The sequence below is a fragment of the Aliikangiella coralliicola genome (genome assembly GCF_007004725.1).
Taxonomy (GTDB): domain Bacteria; phylum Pseudomonadota; class Gammaproteobacteria; order Enterobacterales; family Kangiellaceae; genus Aliikangiella; species Aliikangiella coralliicola.
This window is the reverse complement of the sequence record NZ_ML660160.1, coordinates 1-20,041: the sequence shown is the minus strand read 5'-3', so window position 1 is coordinate 20,041 and position 20,041 is coordinate 1. Positions and strand designations below refer to the sequence as shown.

At 39.6% G+C, this 20,041-nt stretch carries 15 protein-coding genes and 1 tRNA gene; 9 read left to right on the top strand and 7 right to left on the bottom strand.

The window, feature by feature from the left end; genetic code table 11:
• Positions 1-161: 161 nt before the first annotated feature.
• The 7 genes from rtcA to FLL46_RS00050 all read left to right on the top strand — a co-directional run bounded on the left by rtcA (position 162) and on the right by FLL46_RS00050 (position 8,412).
• Positions 162-1,247 (top strand): RNA 3'-terminal phosphate cyclase, encoded by a 1,086-nt coding sequence (rtcA, locus tag FLL46_RS00080; RefSeq protein WP_142891382.1) that lies wholly within the window; start codon positions 162-164, stop codon positions 1,245-1,247.
• Between the two features lie 164 nt (positions 1,248-1,411).
• Positions 1,412-1,488 (top strand) — tRNA-Ile (locus FLL46_RS00075).
• A 352-nt stretch (positions 1,489-1,840) separates the two neighbouring features.
• A complete protein-coding gene (locus FLL46_RS00070; protein ID WP_142891381.1) occupies positions 1,841-2,986 on the top strand; it encodes a slipin family protein in 1,146 nt (381 codons plus the stop codon).
• Positions 2,987-3,047: 61 nt separating this feature from the next.
• On the top strand, positions 3,048-4,382 hold the full coding sequence (locus FLL46_RS00065; protein WP_168203968.1) for a HEAT repeat domain-containing protein: 1,335 nt from the start codon (positions 3,048-3,050) through the stop codon (positions 4,380-4,382).
• Positions 4,383-5,996: 1,614 nt separating this feature from the next.
• The gene (locus tag FLL46_RS00060; RefSeq protein ID WP_142891379.1) at positions 5,997-6,554 is read left to right on the top strand and encodes an HNH endonuclease; all 558 of its coding nucleotides are present in this window, start codon (positions 5,997-5,999) and stop codon (positions 6,552-6,554) included.
• A 53-nt stretch (positions 6,555-6,607) separates the two neighbouring features.
• Entirely contained in the window at positions 6,608-7,606 is a 999-nt protein-coding gene (locus FLL46_RS00055) for an MBL fold metallo-hydrolase (RefSeq protein WP_142891378.1), read from the top strand.
• 17 nt (positions 7,607-7,623) lie between these two features.
• Positions 7,624-8,412, top strand: a complete 789-nt coding sequence (locus FLL46_RS00050; RefSeq protein ID WP_142891377.1) for a nucleotidyltransferase domain-containing protein — start codon at positions 7,624-7,626, stop codon at positions 8,410-8,412.
• A 183-nt stretch (positions 8,413-8,595) separates the two neighbouring features.
• On the opposite strand, the gene FLL46_RS00045 is transcribed toward FLL46_RS00050, so the two are convergent.
• Positions 8,596-9,477 (bottom strand): TetR/AcrR family transcriptional regulator, encoded by an 882-nt coding sequence (locus tag FLL46_RS00045; RefSeq protein ID WP_142891376.1) that lies wholly within the window; start codon positions 9,475-9,477, stop codon positions 8,596-8,598.
• A 193-nt stretch (positions 9,478-9,670) separates the two neighbouring features.
• Here FLL46_RS00045 and FLL46_RS00040 point away from each other — a divergent pair, with 193 nt between their 5' ends.
• Positions 9,671-11,431, top strand: coding sequence for an ABC transporter ATP-binding protein (locus FLL46_RS00040; RefSeq protein WP_142891375.1), 1,761 nt, complete (start codon positions 9,671-9,673; stop codon positions 11,429-11,431).
• 314 nt (positions 11,432-11,745) lie between these two features.
• Here the strand turns inward: FLL46_RS00040 and FLL46_RS26870 are convergent, their stop codons facing one another.
• The 4 genes from FLL46_RS26870 to FLL46_RS00020 all read right to left on the bottom strand — a co-directional run bounded on the left by FLL46_RS26870 (position 11,746) and on the right by FLL46_RS00020 (position 17,277).
• Positions 11,746-12,669, bottom strand: a complete 924-nt coding sequence (locus tag FLL46_RS26870; protein ID WP_168203967.1) for a chemotaxis protein CheX — start codon at positions 12,667-12,669, stop codon at positions 11,746-11,748.
• 272 nt (positions 12,670-12,941) lie between these two features.
• Entirely contained in the window at positions 12,942-15,266 is a 2,325-nt protein-coding gene (locus tag FLL46_RS00030) for a S8 family serine peptidase (RefSeq protein WP_142891374.1), read from the bottom strand.
• Positions 15,267-15,759: 493 nt separating this feature from the next.
• Positions 15,760-16,644: an alpha/beta hydrolase gene (locus FLL46_RS00025; RefSeq protein WP_142891373.1), complete on the bottom strand. Its 885-nt coding sequence runs from the start codon at positions 16,642-16,644 to the stop codon at positions 15,760-15,762.
• 57 nt (positions 16,645-16,701) lie between these two features.
• The gene (locus tag FLL46_RS00020; protein WP_142891372.1) at positions 16,702-17,277 is read right to left on the bottom strand and encodes a YdeI/OmpD-associated family protein; all 576 of its coding nucleotides are present in this window, start codon (positions 17,275-17,277) and stop codon (positions 16,702-16,704) included.
• A gap of 354 nt (positions 17,278-17,631) precedes the next feature.
• Between FLL46_RS00020 and FLL46_RS00015 the strand changes: the two genes are divergently transcribed.
• Entirely contained in the window at positions 17,632-18,054 is a 423-nt protein-coding gene (locus FLL46_RS00015) for a hypothetical protein (protein ID WP_142891371.1), read from the top strand.
• Between the two features lie 289 nt (positions 18,055-18,343).
• Here FLL46_RS00015 and FLL46_RS00010 read toward each other — a convergent pair whose 3' ends face one another.
• Together FLL46_RS00010 and FLL46_RS00005 are read right to left on the bottom strand one after the other, a co-directional pair.
• Positions 18,344-18,925: a hypothetical protein gene (locus tag FLL46_RS00010; RefSeq protein ID WP_142891370.1), complete on the bottom strand. Its 582-nt coding sequence runs from the start codon at positions 18,923-18,925 to the stop codon at positions 18,344-18,346.
• Positions 18,922-19,590 carry a hypothetical protein gene (locus tag FLL46_RS00005; RefSeq protein ID WP_142891369.1) on the bottom strand — a complete coding sequence of 223 codons (669 nt, stop codon included), beginning with the start codon at positions 19,588-19,590 and terminating at the stop codon, positions 18,922-18,924. The genes FLL46_RS00010 and FLL46_RS00005 overlap by 4 nt, the downstream gene beginning before the upstream one ends.
• Positions 19,591-20,041 lie beyond the last annotated feature (451 nt).

Here is a 20,041-nt window from a genome sequence, read left to right as displayed (position 1 = left end):
TGTTCGGAACACGCGAAGAGAAATGGAAAACTCTCTCGTGTTAACCCCTCTTCCGCAAGGAGCAAATAATGGAGAGGGGTTCTTAGTATTTGACTAGCTTTGTATGACTTAATATCACATGAATTTTACTAGTTAAAAAATGAATAAACGTAAGAAAGAAAATGAAAAGAAAAGTATTAGTTATTGATGGCTCACAGGGTGAAGGCGGTGGACAGATTTTACGGTCATCACTTTCTCTCGCTATGTGTTTAGGCCAGCCAGTTAAGATTAAAAATATTCGCGCGGGTCGAAAAAAGTCGGGATTGTTGCGTCAACACTTAACTTGTGTAAGAGCCGCAAAAGAAGTTTGCGACGCCGAAGTTAGTGGAGACGAGTTGTGTTCTGACTATATAGAATTTACCCCGGGAAAAATAAAACATGGTGACTATCGCTTTGCCGTCGGCACAGCCGGAAGCACCAGCCTGGTATTTCAAACAATTCTGCCGGCTCTGCTGTTAGGAAAAGGGATGTCGAATATTGAGCTCGAAGGCGGTACGCATAACCAGCAAGCTCCGAGTTTTGAATTTTTAACTGCTTGCTTTTTGAAAACACTAGAAATACTCGGCGTCAAGGCAAATACCGAGTTACAGCGTTACGGTTTTTATCCTAACGGCGGCGGGCAATGGACAGCACAAGTACACCCGAGAATTAGTGGCCAACGATTAAAATTATTGGAGAGAGGTGAACCAGTGGCAAGGAGCGCCACAACTTTTACCGCAAAAATTCCGCAGCATGTTAGTCAAAGAGAGTTAAAACAAGTGGTTAGAAAGCTTAAATGGAAAGAGCAGGACTTAAGAGAAATATTGGTCGATTCTTTCAGCCCCGGGAATATCATTTCTCTTAAGTTGGAGTTTACAAATTGCGTTGAAATATTTGAAGCCGTTGCACAACGAAATATTCGCGCTGAAACGATTGCGGGAACAGCAATCAATGCACTAAAGCGTTATCGAAATTCGAGTGCTGTAGTAGGAGAGTATTTAGCGGATCAACTACTTTTACCTATGGCTTTGTTTTCTGGAGGTAGTTTTATTACTCACGAAATGAGTCAACATGTTGCAACCAATATAGCCGTCATCAATCAGTTTATCGATTCAGCTATTCAGACATCGGAAATCGAAAGTGACACTTATAAAATAGAAGTTCAAGGCCTGAACTTGAATTCAGACGGAATTAAAACTGAAGTTCAAAAATCAGACTTAATTGTCTGAACAAAGCGGCCAAACAGAATGTGATGGCGCGAGAGTTTGATTTTCGCGCAATCCAAAAGTGTTTAGTAATGCAATAAATTTAGCGGTTCTGATTCTCATATCAGTCCGGCGCAGTGGGAATACCTTTCTGTGTACCAAGTTTATTACACAATCTAAACTCCCAATACTTTGTAGCTCATTCGGGTAGAGCAACTGGCATATAACCAGTGGGTAGTCGGTTCGATTCCGACCTTAGTAGCCAAGTCGACTGAAAATCGACTCCATTCCAAATGGAACTTACTTAATGCCGAAAGGCAACGAGCAATAGCTCATAAACTGAGGACTTCCGGAGAACAAATATTAGCACATGGGACGTTTCCCTACTTCTGATTGAGTTCTCCCGCTATTAATGACCATTCGCTATGGGTTGGATTAACGCGAAAACTTGATCGACGATAATTTTTTCATTAACACTCTGCAAAGTTTTGCTGGCAGAAGTTGAAAAATGATTCCTCTCATCTTGGCTTCCCGTTAATTCCAAATAGTGCTTGCCATTCTCTAGCAGGAAGTCCAACAAAAAAGCATCGGAAAAGTGAAAAATAAGGAGAAGTTAGATGCTAGGATTTACAACAATAAACGTCGCCGATAACGAGCGAGTATTGCTATTTCGAAACAATCGACTAGAGCGGCTTTTACAACCCGGCGAATATCACTTATTCAACTTATCTGCGAACATCGAAATTATTCGATACGATATAACGAAACCGGAGTTAAACAATCATCTCGGTCGCTTTTTGATTAAAAATTATTACGACCTGCTGGGTAACGAAGTTATTAGTTATGATACTAAAGAGAATGAAGTTGGATTAGTTTACTTCGACGGAAAATTATCAAATGTTATCCCACCAAATACATTCAAAATGTTCTGGGATGTTGCCGTCAAAGTTGAGGTCAAGATAATCGATATTAGCGAAGACTTTCATGTCGATAAGCGCTTGCTACCCGTGTTGGTAAGAAATAAAGGAACCTCAATTTACGTGGCCGGTTCTAATTCGATTTACTATGCTGAGATTGCGGACAACCATGTTGGGCTTTTGAAAGTCAACGGAAAACTGGAAAAGATCCTAAAACCAGGTAACTATGGTTTCTGGCGCTTCAACCAAAATATTGAAGTCGGAATTTTGGACTGTAGATTACAGAATATGGATATCAACGGGCAAGAAATACTAACCAAGGACAGGGTTAGTCTCAGGATCAATCTTTCAGCAAGTTACCGCGTGATCGACACTGAAAAGGTTGCTGTTTTACTAAAAAGCCATACTGATTTCTTATATCGAGAATTTCAGCTAGCACTCAGAGAAGTTGTTGGAACAAGAACTCTCGACGCTATTTTGGAAGACAAAGATATTGTTAATCAGATTGTCGAAAAGCGGATCAAGTCAAAAGCTTACGCTTATGGCTTGAGTATTCATGATGTCGGTGTAAAGGATATTATTTTACCTGGCGAGATGAAAAGTATCCTGAACCAGGTTGTCGAAGCACAAAAAGCAGCCGAGGCAAATCTGATTAGGCGAAAAGAAGAAACTCAGGCTACCCGTTCACTTCATAACACTGCGAAAGTCATGGAGGGTAACTCTACCTTGATGCGACTTAAAGAGTTAGAAGTACTGGAAAGAGTCACCGGAAAAATCAATCAACTAACGGTTTACGGAGGGCTCGATAGCGTAATGAATGATCTGATTAAGATTACCGAGAAATAAATCATTAAGGGGATTTTTTCCCTTAATGATTGCCAGAAACGTTTACCATAAGAGCATTATCATGACACTATTTGAAGGAACAAAACTGAATTTTGATTTAAATCATCTAATCGAACTGAGTCAACACCGCAGCGGATATACCAGGGAGTTAGCAGTAAAGCGCCTCGAAAACTTAAACGATCCAAAAGCAATCCCTGCACTAATAGAAAGAATGAATGACTGGGTGTTGCAAGTTCGTCAAGCCGCCAAGAAAGCATTTCTTAACTTACTAGTTCCTGAATGCACAGCTGAGTTAGTTTCCGCTTTACCACAAATTTACCACTTAAAGAGCTGCAAAAGACTAAAGTCGACACCAATAATTAAGGCAGTTGAAACCTTCTTCTCAAAAAAGGCCGATAGAAAACTACTTGAATCCGGAATTTTACACAAGCGATGTAACATCGCAATTTTATGTACAAAAATAATCATTACCTACAAAATATTCCCAGCCTCCCAAATTGTCCATTTATGTCAGCAAAGCAAGCACAATATCGTGAGGCTAAAAGCAGCGGAATTACTTCAAAGAATTTCCTCGCCTCTAAATGTAAGATTGATAAGCGCCGCACTCAATGACAAATTTACACCGGTTCGAAAAAAAGCAATTCAACTTATTCTAGACAAGGGCGACACCGAATATGCGGTTAGCGTCGCCAAAAACTCTCTCACCGATCATTCTTCTACTGTGCGAATGTTAGCTGTTAATTACCTCAAAAAAACAAGCTTTAATGTCGAAGGCTACTATCTTAGTTCAATCGATAACGCGACAGTGCCCAAGTTAAAATGCGCATTATGGGCCATTGGATTTCTGTCTTTAAAATCTTACAACAACAAAATCGCCCTTTACCTCGATAGCGAATTTCCCAGCATTCGAAAGCAACCCCTTCGATCATTGTATCAATTGGATGAAGAAAACATAAAACAGATATTAATCGAACGCCTCAAAGATAACTCATTAGGCGTCAGGCAAGCCGCCGTTAGACTTTTGGCCCAGATATCTTATCTACTCGATTACAAAGATTTTCAAGGGGGATTCAAACAGGTATCAAATAAAGGATCATACAGCAGTTTGCTACGAGTTGGCAGAAATATGAATAAGTGGGACAGAATTACACTATTGCTAGCCCTGGCATCAAATATAAAGCAATCCCAAAAAACAGAATCAACTTATCTGGAAAAAGAAATCAGTATTTGGTATAAAAACTTCAACCGTTCTGGCGTGCAACCAACAAGCCAGCAACTTGCATCGATCAAAGATAATCTGGTGGAAGCCAAGGTATATTTGTTTCACCACGAAATAAACAGTATATATAGCGTGTTGATTCATACATTTAAAACATATCACATTAAACATAATTAGAAATCCTACAGCTAATTTCAGATAAATGTTTGAGCTGTTAAGCGTAACAGATATTGAATTTTAAGTTCAAAAGTATATAATGATTGAATCCTTAAAACTAAACATAAGCCCGAAAATAAAATGCCGTTCAAAAATCCATACCCACAACTAAACCTAACGAAGCGTTTTTCGTTTTGTTTAGTGACAAGTATGGAAATCGAGCTTTTTAATTTTGAAATATGCGACGATATTCGTTCTTCGATAGAAACTAGTTACAGCTTGTTGTAGTCTCACACTTCCCCTGATTCGGAAGTGTGAACTTTCGGATTAAGTAACAAACTCAATCAAATTCTATAAACCGTGGCTTTGATTAGCCGCCTTTTTATCAACCAGACAATTAGCGATTAGTAAATTGCAACAGAGTAAATCAGAGCAACCTAATACTCTGGAAACAGCTAAACTCTAAATGTGTTTTTGCAATCATAATATTGACTAACCGACCTGGTCGACTATCAATAAAAATACTTGAAAAGGAGAAAATTCAGTGACAAAAGAGTTAAGAACAATATTTTGATACTTTGTCTTTTTTTAAAATACAAAAATTTTTCTATTCATTAAAACTGAAGGATTACCAGTACCACCAGAAAACATAACCCATTGTTTTTATTGAGTTTTAATTCATTAATTCTGGTATTTACTGTTGACTCCATACTTACTAAAGTGCTTAAATACGCACTATAAACATTTACTAATTCGCTGACGAATTTACCAATTCAACGAGGATATAAAAGTCAAAATGAAATTACTAACGCTAACAGACGCAATTTATTTAAGCCATATGGGTAGGTCTAACCGCCTACAATATGGGTTAGATAATGACTGTTTAAGTAGCGACCGTTTAACGACTGGTGATTTCGAAAAAAGCAGTTTGTGGAATTGCGACTTATATATAGTTAACTTTGGGAGTGATACTCGTTAGCAGCCTCGATATTTCGAGGCAAATTAAAATGTCTCGAACCAGCTTTGTTTTTTTAAAACCCGGCCGAGACAATTTCTTCGCCGGGTTTTTTAATGCCTTTTGGGCAGAGTTCTTTAACAATTTGGTTTTCAATTTTTACTTTCGGTGAAATGTAATGTTTGCAAGTACTTGAACATTACGATCAGGGGGTTAATCCCCTTTTACCGGCTAAACATTCCAACATTACGAGCCGGGGCGTGATGAGACATTTATGACGGTGCAAGTCCGTACTCGGAGATAAAACGGAAATTCCTTTGCATAACTATTTGTAAAGGCATTTCGTCGTTTTAAAGTTTCATCTCAGCAATTGAGATATCAAGGGAAAGCAGAACAGGGACGTTAATTTCGACAACCATATTAGAAATTAACAACAGTGCTCAAAAATCATTAGAAGATAGCATTTAAATTCAAATCGCTAGTTCGAATTGATGCTAAAACCGATGAATAACTATCCTTAGGCCAATAATTCCAACGATAGATATTTCACATAAAACGTCAAAATTTGTTGCGAAGGTCATATTAAATTAAATAATTTGAACTAAACTAAGAGTATACTAAGAATGAAAACCAGATTGTTATTCAGCTTTTTTCGTTGGTTTATAACTGGGAGATAAGTGATGCAAGCACAAATCTTGCGATTAAATAAAGCAGGACAAGCGACAGATTGGATCGATTTGGAAACTGCAGCTTGTCTATACACTAAAGATCAAGTACTTTGGACCTATGGCGAATCATCAGTAAGGCTTCATGGTGGTTACTCACGGCTAACAGGTAAACAATCAGTATTGGATGTAGCTTCGGTGATTGCAACCGAGGGTCAAATCCATTCAAAAGATCAGCGTACGCCTCACTTATGTAATTCGTCCCTATTCAGACGAGACGGTCATTTATGTCTGTATTGTGGTAATGCCTTTAAAAATGCATTTTTAACTCGTGACCATGTTATTCCAAAAGGTCAAGGCGGAAAAGATACTTGGGAAAACTGTGTCGCAGCGTGCAAGTCATGTAATAATCATAAAGGTTGTCGAACTCCAGAAGAAGCAGGTATGAAGTTATTAGCGATACCTTTCCGACCAAACAAGTCGGAATATCTGGCGCTCGCTAATCGAAGAATATTAACCGATCAAATGGACTTTTTGACCAAAGGTTTTTCGAAAAATATGCGGCGGCTTTAAACAAGTCGCCACTCAATTTATAAAGGTTTGAGACCTAATCAAGAATTTATCTCGTGGAAATAGTATTTTTGGGAACTTCCTCTGGAGTACCAACTAAAACAAGAAATGTCAGTGGTATCGGTTTTCGTCAACAAAATAGCAAAAGCTGGTTATTAATTGATTGCGGTGAAGGCACACAACACCGAATTCTTCACACAAACTTATCGTTAACAAACTTGAGCGCGATATTAATTACCCATGTTCATGGTGATCACTGTTATGGTCTCCCGGGAATTCTCGCTAGTGCCTCAATGTCTGGTCGTAATGAACCACTCACGATCATTGCTCCTAAGCCAATTCAGCACTTTATTAACGCAGTGATAGAAACATCCGAATTAAACTTAAACTATCAATTAAATTTCATTGATGTGGAAAAGTTAACCGATAGCACTTCTGTTGGAAACATTGAAATTCGCGCTGTTTTACTGTCTCACCGTGTGCCGTCATTTGCCTATGCGCTGACAGAGAGGCCGACAAAAAATCGATTAGATCAAGAAAAGCTAATTAAAGATGGTATTTTGCGCGGCCCAATGTGGGGAAAATTGCAAAGTGGCCAATCCATTACGCTTGAAAATGGAAAAGTTATTCTTCCTGATAACTATTTACTGCCAGACAAAAACAACCGAACAGTGATCATCTGTGGCGATAATGACGATCCACATCGACTGGCAACATTAAAAAGCGATACAACATTTGAGGCGAATGTTGAGTTAGTTGTTCACGAAGCGACCTACACCCAGGAAGTTGCAGAGAAAGTAGGAGCAGGTCCACAGCATAGCTGCGCCAAAAGAATTTCTGAATATGCTGAAAGCACCGGTCTCAAGAATTTGATACTGACTCATTTCAGTCCACGTTATCAAGACTTGCCATCGCCCAGTCCCTCAATCGTGGACATTGAAGAAGAGGCAAGACGCTATTATTCTGGAAATTTATTTCTGGCCAATGACCTTGATATATTTCGACTTGATAAGAATGGCAATCTAATTCATACCAAATACAATACTGGAAAGTAGTACTTAAGGAAAAAACAATGATTTCGAAAGAGATAGAAGAAAAAATTCAACATCGACTAAACGAAGCAGAAAAAGAACATGGCGTAAGAGTTCTTTACGCAGTAGAGTCTGGTAGCCGTGCCTGGGGATTTGCATCTCCCAATAGTGATTATGATGTGCGCTTTATCTACGCCCATCCAAAAGACTGGTACGTGGCGGTAAACCTGGAAGAAAAGCGAGATGTTATTGAATATCCAATTGTCGATGAAATTGATATCAGCGGATGGGATGTCAGAAAAGCGCTCAGACTATTTAAAAAATCAAACCCATCCTTTGTTGAATGGTTGCAGTCTCCCATCGTTTACCGCGACGACAATTTATTCGCCAAGTCAGCTCGCTCAATTCTTGATTCGGATTATTCTTATGCAAAAGGAATTTATCACTACCGGAGTATGGCTAAGACTAATTATCGTGGTTACTTAAGAAAGGAAATGGTACCGCTAAAAAAATACTTTTATGTTCTTAGACCACTACTATCGATTTTGTGGTTAGAAAAAAAGCAAACGCCTGCGCCAATTGAATTTCACCGCTTGAGAGAAATGGTCAAAAACAATCAAGCGCTCGACGAGGCAATTACCGACTTGCTGCAACAAAAAAAGAAGGCTTTGGAAAAAGAAATTGCACCGGCAATTCCCGCAATTAATAAATTCATTGTCAATGAACTAGATAGGCTGGAAGGTTTTGGTGAGCCAACAGAAAATAAAATTGAAGGATATGATTCTTTAAATCAACTGTTTCATCAGGTGCTTTCTGAGTCTCGTTGTTAAAACGCAGGCTCGAATTCAATCTCGAAATGGGAAAGGTTAGAATCTGTTTGCACTGTCGCGCTGTATTTTAAAATGATTATGGTATCTACCTCTCCCTGACCCTCTCCTTCAAAGGAGAGGGGGAAAAAACGACTGCTCCCAAATTGCAGCCCCTCTTTAGATGTACTCAAAGAGAAACTGTGGTTATCGCACTTCCAGCAAATCAGCGAGTTTTTCCCGATCAGCTTTTAACTCTGAATAATCATTAAAATTTGACATCAGCGCTTTCACCAGTGTTTTATTAATTTGAGTCGCTTCTAATGCGTCTTTTAACAACTCAAGCGTTTCTTGCAAAGTCTGCTTTCGCTCATCGGAGAGTACCAGAGATTCACATAGGTCAGCGAGTTTAGTAAATTGTTGATTGATGGCTTCGTGTTTTTCATTTTCTTTCTGTGCTAAAAATTCTTCTCGCACTAACTTTGTTTTTTCATTAAATATTGGAACCGGTTTTTTGCTTAAAATGCCATCGACCAAAAAGTCTGTTACATTGCAGATAAAATCAGCCAGCCGTTCACTATCGAGCTCAAGATTATCTAATACAATACTGGCATCGAACTCCTGCATGATTCCGTTTGTTGAAATAACCAGATCCCCTAACCACATCGATAAGGAGTCTCCGTAGATCGCTAATAGTGATTCTTCCTGAACTTTTTGTAACCGATATCGATATTCCCTGGCATAATTGTAAAAAGCTTCATTTAGCTCTATGCCAGACTCATTAAGCATCATTTGGTTAAATTGCAGGTTCTCCATCACCTCATTGTAAAAAGTAATAATTTGTCGGCGATATTTTTCCCTGGCTGAAAGTGATGGATCCTGATTAATTGACGAAACTTTACGCCAAACCTCATCTTCAATCATGCGAAAGATCGCTAACAAGATCTCCTCTTTAGAGTTGAAATACAGATAGACCGCACCTTTTGAGATCCCTGATTCGGAAGCTATCGACTGGATACTGGTCGACTTGTACCCTTGTTCTAAAAACAGCTTTCGTGCACTGGTTAAAATTCGCGTTTTCTTATCCACTGACGCTCCGTAATACCTTCAGTTTGACTCACTATATTCAATTAAATCAGCTAGTTAAATCGAGATCGCTCATTAATACAGGTATTTTAGCAAATATTTGGTTACAAAGACATTAGACGACAAGTCAAATTAAATTGACCACTCGGTCATTTTTAATTAGACTTATTTTAAAATTTAACAGGGGTGATTGAATATGAAAAAATATCGACGCTTATTTAAGATTATTGCCTACGCGAATCCAGGGAAAGGACTGTTGTTTCTTATCGCTCTCTTGTCAATTATGGGCGCATTGAGCTCAGTTCTCTTTCCAATACTGACCCAGCGTCTGATTGATTCCTTTAGTGATGCGCAAACATTTCCGACCGAATGGTTATTAATCCTAATCGGCGTTCTGACCGCTGGGTCAGTTGCCTCTGGATTTAACTTCTACATGATCGGAAAAGTTGCAAATCGCATGTTGGTAAATTTACGCTCAAAGGTCTTGGCGAAATCAATTTACCTGCCTATTCGTTATTATGACAAGAACCCCTCAGCTGAGCCTGCGAGCCGAATAGTTAACGATACCGAAGTAATTAACAGCGTACTCACCGATCACTTTGAACCCTTTATTTCAGGTATGCTCACGCTAGTTTCAAGCCTGATCATATTATGGGTCTTAGACTGGCAGCTGACCGCAGTACTTTTTGTCACTTTGATTATCGCTTTTGTTATTACCGTTCCAATCGCAGCTAAACTCTCAGTTCTGTCAAAGTCTATTCAAGAGAAAGAAGCGCATTTTCTAAGCTTTATTACCGAGCGTCTGTCTCAAATTCGACTGATTAAAGCCTGCACTGCCGAAAGCAGCTCATTAACAGATAGTAAGCAATCACTACAGCAACTTTACGATCTGGGTCAAAAGGAAGTCAAAATAGCTGCAATCATGGCTCCAATTGCGGGAATGACCATCGTTGCGACCCTGATCATTATTCTGGCTTTCGGCGCAGCTCGTGTCAGTCAAGGTGTGATTACCATGGGAACTCTGATGGCCTTTATTTTATATTTGTTCAATATCGTTTTCCCGTTAATCCAGTTTACCTACTTTTTTGCCGCATTTAATAAAGCGGCAGGCGCCGCAGAACGCGTTGACGAATTGCTCGACGAAACAGAGGAAAGCTCTGACGGAACACAGGAATTATCACTGGCAGGACAGTCCATTCATTTCCAAAACATCAAGTTCGAATATGAGAAAGGAAGACCTGTTTTTAGCGATATCGATATTCAGATCCCTGCGAACAAGGTTGTCGCATTTGTCGGCGAGTCCGGTGCGGGTAAGTCGACGTTATTTTCACTGTTGCTGAGATACTATGCTCCCAGTAAAGGTCGCATTCTTGTGGGCAATGAATTAATCAACAATCTTTCTCTGCACAAGTGGCGACAGCAAATTGGCTATGTTGCTCAAGACGCCCCGTTGTTGTCAGGTAGTATCAGAAATAACTTGCTATTAGGCACAGAAAAGCCCTTAAGTGATGAAGAGATTTTCGATGCTTTAAAGCTGGCGCAACTTGAAGAATTTGTCGCTCAACTACCCAAAGGGTTAGACACTGAAGTTGGTGAAAGAGGCGTTAAGTTATCGGGCGGTCAAAAGCAGCGAGTGGCTATCGCCCGGGCAATGTTGCAAGATAATCCTATTTTGCTGTGCGATGAAGCAACTTCTAATCTCGATTCCGCGACGGAATATAAGATTCAAGTCGCAATGAATCAGCTAAAAAACAATAGAACAACGCTTGTCGCTGCTCATCGTCTCTCTACCGTGTTAGAAGCCGATAAAATTATTGTTTTGAAAGAGCAAAAAGTCATCGGAGAAGGTACTCATCAGGAACTAATGGTGAAAGAGCCCTACTATCGTGAACTCGTCGAGCAACAACTTAAGCCATTTGAAGGAGAGGATACCTTATCTGAAAAAATAAGCGCCTAGCTTTTGTAGCACGATTAATTGAAATATCAAAAACTTTTGCAACGGGGCCAGCTCAATTGGCTTTCACCAAGACGGCTGGCCCTGCCCTTATTACTTCTCGTTTCAGTAAATAAAGAAGACAAAAACTACCCAGGCGATACAGCGTGTTCTCTTCTAGCAAGTAAGCATTATCAATAGGCACACGCACAGCCCATAATCTTAAAAGATAAAAGGCATATTAGGTTTTAATTTGCCGTTTTTAGGCTTGTGTATAATCGAGTTATCGGCCAATTTTTTGTCTATAAATAAACGAAAGGAAAGATGCAGTAGTTACTCTACAGTGTTTTGTCAGTGGGCTCGTTAACTTTTAAAATTGAATTAATCACACTGGTCAATCCCTTAATTGATATAGGTTTTTCAATATAGGCATCAGCATTGTGTTTGCCAAAAAGCACTTCAAACTCATGTTCGAAAAGAACGCTAATATAGATGACAGGAATATCGCTAAAGACTTCGACAGCATTAAAAATTGAATGTAGGCGCTCCCCCTTACTAACCTGAAGCATTGGTTCCAATAACACCAAATCAAAGTCATCTCGCTTTTTGGCGATGTTTTTAACGCTAGTCAGATCTTTTGCTACAGATACTCTATAGTTATTTTTCTCGAGTAATCGTTGTAAAGTAATGGCAGACGCAAAGTCACTTTCGATCACTAAGATATGAGCACTCCGCCCTGTGTTTACATCTTTATGTTCTTTGTCGAGGCTGCTTCTTTCTTTGGTAGAATTATCTTCAAAACAAATTTCCGCATAGAACTCGCGAGAGTCAATTTCAAAGGGTATCGTCACCACAGTCCCTTTTATATTGTGAACGATTTGATGGTCAGGGCCACAAACTACAACAGGCGTTGCCATATCAAAATCGAAGCCTTCTTCAGACATGATTTTTTTTGCGCCGCCGGCAACCATATTGGTTAACTCTCCAACACAGTCGGCAACTTCATCGTTGACTTCCAGGAACTCTTCTTGAAGCATGTTTGATATTATTTTTAGTATTGCTTCTTTGCTAAATGAGAGCGCAAGCGATCCTTTCGCGTTAGGACTAACCATGCCGATACTCGCTGAAACAACACCGTGCGCAACATTATTCTTTTTATAAAATGATTTCCCTCTATTCGCTTCAATTGAAGCCATAGTGGCAATAATGTTTGATATGGATTGTACAATTGAAGCAATATAACTAGTATTCGCGGATGGCAATTTTTTACCTCATTTAATCATTTAAATACTTCAAGCTGGCAGCCGAAGTAATATTATTAGTATTGTCTAAATTAAATCAAGGTCCCTCTAGCCCATTTCTGCAGGCACTTATTTGTATCAAAGATGCTTAATCTGCAGCCCTCCCACAACTATAGAACATTATTCGAAAGTAATCTTAAGTTAATTAACTAACGATAAAATGCAACCTGGTTGTTACTTAACGCCTAGCTTACTTACAAAGTAACAACCGAATGCCTGTCTAATTTCCGGAGTTAGTCAATAATCACTGCGTAATCTTCAACTTCTCCCCAGAACATTTCGCCTCCGCCTGAAGGACTCCAGGAATCACACTGGTTCGCGAAACCAAATGTCCCAGTGGTTACTCTCATGCCAAGCTTATGGCCTTTCTTAATTCCCGTGGTAGGTATGGTTATACTACCACTATGTGTGCCTACTCCAGATTTCTCGAAGACCATTTCATCATCAGTGAAAAAACCGTCCAGATTGAAGTCCATCCAGATCCGAGTATTACCTCCCCAGAAACCACTATCTAGTGAAATAGTAACATTGTAGCTGTCTCCACTGTTGACATTAATTGTTTTATCCAGAAAATCAGAATATTCACTTTTTCCTGAAGAATTTGAGAAACTACCAAACTGAACTTTTGAAATTGCCACAAAGGAAGGGCTAAATGAGGATGATTTGCAGTACTTTAGTGGCACAACCACTGGTTTTGTTAAAGTAGCTGAGGCCCCCTCATCATCGGTTGCAGTTAAAGACACATTGAAAGTCCCAGTGTATGGATATTTGTATGAAGGAAATTGTTCTGAAGACGTTTGTCCATCACCAAAGGACCACAGCCAACCAGTCACTTCACCATCCAAATCTTTGCTCAAATCAGTATAATTGACAACAAAGCCTTCTTCGTTTGAGTGCACATAATCAACCACAGGCGCGAGATTAGGCCCAGCCCATACAGCTTGAGTTGATGATGTTTCTGCACAAGCATCACCTTTAACGGTCAGTGTGACATCATACCACCCGCTGCTGTTGTAAGAATGAACTGGTGCTTGCTCTGTCGATGTTTGTCCGTCGCCAAAGTCCCATTGCCAACTAACAATTTCACACCGATTAGTTTTGCTGTTATCAGTAAACTGTCGCGTTAACTCCCCCTGTTTCGCCCAGGAGAATTTAGCCACTGCAAAAGGTGATGACTCCACCGCTTTTAATGCATTCAACCGACCACCAGAGAGTGTTCTTCCAGATAACGATGAAATGGAATCAACATTATTTAAAATACGGTTTTTTCTCTCGACAGGCGTATCGTTCGGAAATAAAGAAGCTAACAGGCTAACAACGCCTGCCACATGAGGCGTTGCCATAGAGGTGCCACTTAAATCCATATAAGTGTTATTTGGGCCAGTACTATGCGTATCTACTCCAGGAGCCCCTAAATCCACCGTGGTAGCCCCCCAACTGGAAAAGTTAGCTAATTGGTCGTTGCGGTCGGTTGCGGCAACGGAGATTACATAGTCTGAGTCATAAGTCGCGGGATAGTATGGATCACTGTCATTATCCGCTTTTTCATTACCTGCCGCCGCTAAGAATAAAATACCCGCTTCGCCGGCGGTTTCTATCGCATCAAGCAATGTTTGTGCAAAAGCGCCTCCGCCCCAGGAGTTGTTAGAAGCAACGATATTCTGACCGCTCTGCTTTTGTGCGATCATATAATCCAGGCATTTTATTGCATCGGAAGTCGAGCCGCTTCCGTTTTCATTGAGAAACTTACACGCCATAATTTTTGCATTCCAATTGACGCCAACAACCCCCAAGCCATTATTACCCCTCGCGCTGATTGTTCCAGCGCAATGGGTCCCATGATAGTGATCGTCCCAGGGGTCGCTATCATTATTAGCCGTATCGATTCCATAGATATCATCTACATAACCATTTTGATCGTCATCGATACCATTGCCTTCTATCTCACCAGGATTCTTCCACATATTGCGAGCTAGGTCCGGATGGTTATAATCAACACCGCTATCAATCACCATCACAATGACGTCATCTGAACCACTAAAAAGCTCCCATGTTTCAGGTGCATCAATATCGGCGTCCTCGGTTCCGTTATCTTGACCCGTGTTATGCAACCCCCAAAGTTTTGAATATTTTGGATCGTTCGGTGTTTCTGCAGCCCATACAATTGAATCATAATCAGCCTGGAGAATTCGATTGTCGCTTTGTAAAGTTGACATCATTGACTGCATACTTGCGGCTTGTAGTTGAACAGGCAAGCTGTACTTTGGCCTCACTTCCAAAACACCTACCCATCGATTACTTAATTTTGAAATGTGCGAGTAGCTATCGATTATTTTGAGATCATTTTCTTGTACAATTTGTTTTATTGCAGCAACATTTTTTGCGCTAATAATAATGCGATTTTTTCGGACTTCCTGACCTGATAGTAACATCGTATTGTGACTAGCTTTTGTTATGCCTGTGTTTGATTTTTTTTGAACATCAACGACAGCTGAGACAGAACTTACTCCAACTAATTGTGTAAAAGCTAAGGCTAGTAAGTGCTTTGGATTTACCATAAAGTTACCCTCTTAATTTGTTCTATAAGTTGTAGGCTGGTAAAAAATGCGTAACCAACAAACCACTTGGTTTGGTTGTAAAATAATTTCGTAAAGAAATTTATGAGTTAAAAAAAACGACTTGAGAACCATCCAAAGAAGAGTTCATTGATTCAACCAAGTCGAAGCTCAACAAAAGTAACACTCACGTGCTTTCACATAGAATCTATTCATAAAAATGCGGGAGTTATCACAGTTTTATTTTTTTGTAATAAGTACAACGAAATAAAATTAATTTTTAAATTATTTTTCCTTACAGAAACTTTCTGACTACTCTTTTTGTTTCAGCTGAGGCACTAAAATCCGGCAGTTTGAGACTAACGCTGAAAAACTTGCATTCAATCTTCTTGGGCCATTATTTCATGCACTAATTATCGGGGAGTTTTTACACTGATATGTTTGTTGATTGTTTTTTACGACAGGTATACAGACTAGAAGAGTACAAAATCATGTACTAGGATTCGGTTGGTTTATTTCCATTAACTTGTTCATTGTTCAGTGCGCTTTGTAAAAACGCTAACAATACAGTAGCGTATTCCTCAGGGGAAAAAGCATAGAAATCCACATGTGCAGCACCTTCTACTTCCCAAAACGCTTTAGGTTCAGGAGCCGCAGTGAACAATAGTTTTGATTCTGATAACGTTGTATGTTTATCTTCAGTACCAGCGATGATGAGAAGAGAAGATGTAACGTTTTTGATTGAATCAATTGGGCTTAGCGACTTTAGCTCAATCCCATGTTTTAATGGCAATTGATGATAGAGCAAAGGTGCTAAAAATTTTGCCACAAAACCCAATCTTATCTTAACTCTATTTTCCACTGCAGTTTCTATATCAGAATACACAGCTTCTAAAACGATAGCATCTACTGATAGCGGTTTCTTTCCAAGAAGACTTGCTGCGCCTCCTAAAGAAACACCTAATGAAGCAATTTTCTTGCAGCTTTTAGTTTCTCTTAAAAATGACACGGCTTTTCTGGCCGATTCTGATTCAAGATACCCAAAACTGATAAACTCTCCTGGCGTTTCACCGTGAGCTTGCAGATCTATTAACAAAACTGAATAACCATTGTCTTTTAACAATAAAGCTCTATCGATCATTGAAGTTCGGCTAGATCTAATGCCATGCATCAATAAAACGCATTTGTAGTTATTATCAGACTCACTAAACCAGCCAGAAACGCCTTGAATGTTTACTTCTGAAGCTTCCAATGACGCTGGCGGTTTTCCAACCTTCAACGGATTTGGAAGAGTTAGATAATGTCCTATGGTAAGAGTTGTTAAAGCTAAACCAACTATCGTAGCTGCAATAATCAAAAAGAACTTTTTAGAAATCAACATGCGTATTTTAAATCTGGCTCTGCTTAGCGTGTTTGGTAGTTTTATCTATTTGATAGATTAAGCCGGCTTTTCTTCGCGTTCAAGCATGTCTATGAACTTTTCGAATCGCCTCTGTCTGGTCTCAGGTTTCTTCGCGCTTGTCAATCTGTATGCTATGACATAACGGCTCGCTTTAGTGAGCGTTGCAAAAAATTGTTTCGCCTTCGGCTTACTCTCTAACGCTGCCAGGAAATCCGCAGGCACATTCATTTCTCTCACTGCGTAGGCATCCTCCCACCTACCATCTGCTTTGGCGGCGCGAACGTGAACGAGTCCAGGCTCCATCATTCGGCCCTCGTTTATCAAGCGCTCAACATGGTCTGTATTTCTTTTCGACCAGTTGCTTCGTGCTTTTCTTGGAGTGATCCGCTGGAGATAAGCTTGATCATCGAGTGACTTCTTTATCCCATCGATCCATCCCCAGCACAAAACCTCAATCACCACCTGGTCCCAATTCACGCTCGGAATGCCAGTATTTTTCTTGAATATCTTCACCCACAGTTCATTTTCGGTGGCGTGATTCGCTTTGAGCCACCGACCGAGATCTTTCGGCGTTTTAAAGGTCATGATTTTCGTTGGGTCTGGCTCAGGCATGAAACTAGGTTTTCTTCGGTTTGACAATGGGACTAACGGCCCCGAAGAACCGCATATCTCGATTATTTGGTTTGACACATTCTGCCATATTGATCGTAAAAAACAAAGTAACCAGACCTTTAATGTCTTGTAAGAAATAATTGATAAGTTGAGTTTCTATTTATTTCTTTTATTTATCTCTCTTTTTAATATTTAAAATCTCTATCTCACTTCCAGTGCAAGATTTACAGAAAAAAAGTCACTCAATTGTAGCTCCCAAAAACACATTGTCATTGCACTCCTACAAAACTTTACCTTCAACTCCTATTCTACATTTGATTTTACTATCAACCTAAAACTAACTAAGGAAATATCATGAGTTCAAGAATAAGCAATATTAAAATAATGCGTAATGGTAACAATCTAATCGCGGGACTAGCTTTTATGTCTGTAAGCCTTTTTTCAAATAATGCCCTCGCTGCGTGGGACTATATAACAGTGTGTGATAAAGAATGGGTTGTTACTCAAGAACCTATGACTAGCTGCGCCTACGGCGGTTCACTGTATTCAGATCGTGGAAACTTACGCAACTTTTACACATCAGGAAGTATGAGTGGACATGGCAATTGCGTGGAAAGTCATTATGTTTCTGACAACCAGACTATTATGGGCGAGACTCATTACTGGTCGGGTTTCATTCCGCTGGCTTCTCAGAATCATTATTATGATGAGTCAGGGAAGTGGGTAGATATTCCTTCAACGTGCAGAGTTAAAAAAATATGGGTGAACAATCATTAAAGTGATCTCATTATCAATGTGAAGTTAATTAAAAATTAGCTTCACTAAAACTTTATATGCGATATATCGTTCGAAAATAGTTGCGACTCTTTTCGTGATACTTAGCGATGCTCAAATTCGATAAACTATTTTTACCACTCGTAACAAAATATCATATATCTTTCCAATTAGAATTTATTCATGATTTTGACAGGTAAAAAACACGATAGGTTAAAAAATCCGAAGTAACAGGTGGCCAAAATATTTAGCCACCTGGGTTATTTCAATCTAACACTCCAACTATTTCAATCTAACATTCCAAAAGCTCTTCGCAAGTAGGTATTGTTTTCCCACCACCAAAAGGAGGGAAAATATCTGGAAAGGATTTATTTGGATAATACGGCCAGGACAAGGTGTATGGCTGATCACGATATAAGAAAAACTCCTTTTGAAGTCTTTGGCCACCAGTTCCCTTAAGCGAACCATATCGAGTATATTGTGGTGAACTTTTCCAACCTTTTCCGATATTGGGGTTAGGGCCAATATAATGAGAAAATGTCCGGTAGGAAACAGTGAGATCTCCCTCACCTGTTCCATGGTAAGAAAATGTCCAGCTCACATGATGAGGCTTTAATATAATGGGAATGTACATGCTCTGATCTTTTGTCACCCCATTGTCATTTTCATAAATATGGTTGGTCATTATCCACATTTTGTTGGTATACAAATAATCAGTCGGGTAATAGTAAAGGCTCAAATCGTGAGTCATTTTCATTTCAGGGTAGAGCACCGATTGGCGAAAGCTACCAGTCACACTAACACCGGCACTACAATCAAAACTGACAGTTAAAAATGTCACTAACACCCAGAATGCTTTTAAAAGATTTTTCATTTTTCTAACTCCGCAGTAATTGACGAATGTCCACCAGACTCTTCAATACTCTGAAATAATTCGACAACATCGTGTTCTAACAGTTGTCGACAGCGCGGCGTAATTGTCGCCAGAAAGACGTCCGGTTCATTGGTGGCAAATGCCACCTGATCGATAGTCTGGTGTTGAGAAAAATCTGGCACTTTACTTTCTACCAATGAATTGATAGACCGGCGACTTTCCTCAGATAAGCGACCATTGAGTTCTTTGTAGGCAGCCAATCGCATGCGAGTATCTGTTTCATTAATACGACTTAATCTTTTTGCAATGCTGACTGCATCAAATCGGTCGGTCGCAGGGCTGATAACAGCTCGACAAATTTTTCTTAATTTAAGCGCGCCATATTGCGTGGCCTTCAAATTTGCATTTTGAACACCGCTAGCAATCTGGGTAACATCGCTTCTTGTAGCGTGTTGAGACAGATGGTGTTCAGGAACATATAGAATATTCTTATAGGATGCTTCAAGTTTTCTGACCTTAATAACATCGGCAGTTTCATATTTCATATATTGACTGAACGGATTTTCAGACAACTCATTTGTGTAATCAGCTTCTATCGCTCCAGCGCTTAGCGATAGAACGGACAAAGCAAATATCAGCGGTACTTTTGTAAAGCTAAGTTTCATAGTTTCCCTCATAATATTTTGTATGCGAAAGATAAAAAATAGAGTTAACACTATCGTACAACCAAACCTTTCAATCCGGTGATCAAGCTTGTCGGCAAAAGAAGCCTGAAAAAATTTTAAGTCACACTAAGGTCTGGTTTGTTCTACGAAAGCTACTTTACAGTACCGAATTGGCAGATAATGGCGGTAATAAAATTAGGACTGAAAATGTTAATTGTGGGACTGGCGATATTAAGCAACAACTGGTATGCCGTTTAGTTATGATTGGAATCAGTCATTAACAGACTTCTTCTGCTATCGATGTGGAAGGGCTACTAATTATTGTGGATAGACTGATGGAATGGACACCTTCACCTATATCGGCGTCGCAATGCGCCATACTTGTGTGTTGGTAACAATTACAAGTAGAGGAGAAGATGTCCATGAACGATATTAAACTAATGGCCGTTGA

Coding starts and splice junctions, on each gene's coding strand:
- rtcA (WP_142891382.1), top strand. CDS start 162: ATGAAAAGAAAAGTATTAGTTATTGATGGCTCACAGGGTGAAGGCGGT.
- FLL46_RS00070 (WP_142891381.1), top strand. CDS start 1,841: ATGCTAGGATTTACAACAATAAACGTCGCCGATAACGAGCGAGTATTG.
- FLL46_RS00065 (WP_168203968.1), top strand. CDS start 3,048: ATGACACTATTTGAAGGAACAAAACTGAATTTTGATTTAAATCATCTA.
- FLL46_RS00060 (WP_142891379.1), top strand. CDS start 5,997: ATGCAAGCACAAATCTTGCGATTAAATAAAGCAGGACAAGCGACAGAT.
- FLL46_RS00050 (WP_142891377.1), top strand. CDS start 7,624: ATGATTTCGAAAGAGATAGAAGAAAAAATTCAACATCGACTAAACGAA.
- FLL46_RS00040 (WP_142891375.1), top strand. CDS start 9,671: ATGAAAAAATATCGACGCTTATTTAAGATTATTGCCTACGCGAATCCA.
- FLL46_RS00030 (WP_142891374.1), bottom strand. CDS start 15,266: ATGGTAAATCCAAAGCACTTACTAGCCTTAGCTTTTACACAATTAGTT.
- FLL46_RS00025 (WP_142891373.1), bottom strand. CDS start 16,644: ATGTTGATTTCTAAAAAGTTCTTTTTGATTATTGCAGCTACGATAGTT.
- FLL46_RS00020 (WP_142891372.1), bottom strand. CDS start 17,277: ATGCCTGAGCCAGACCCAACGAAAATCATGACCTTTAAAACGCCGAAA.
- FLL46_RS00015 (WP_142891371.1), top strand. CDS start 17,632: ATGAGTTCAAGAATAAGCAATATTAAAATAATGCGTAATGGTAACAAT.
- FLL46_RS00010 (WP_142891370.1), bottom strand. CDS start 18,925: ATGAAAAATCTTTTAAAAGCATTCTGGGTGTTAGTGACATTTTTAACT.
- FLL46_RS00005 (WP_142891369.1), bottom strand. CDS start 19,590: ATGAAACTTAGCTTTACAAAAGTACCGCTGATATTTGCTTTGTCCGTT.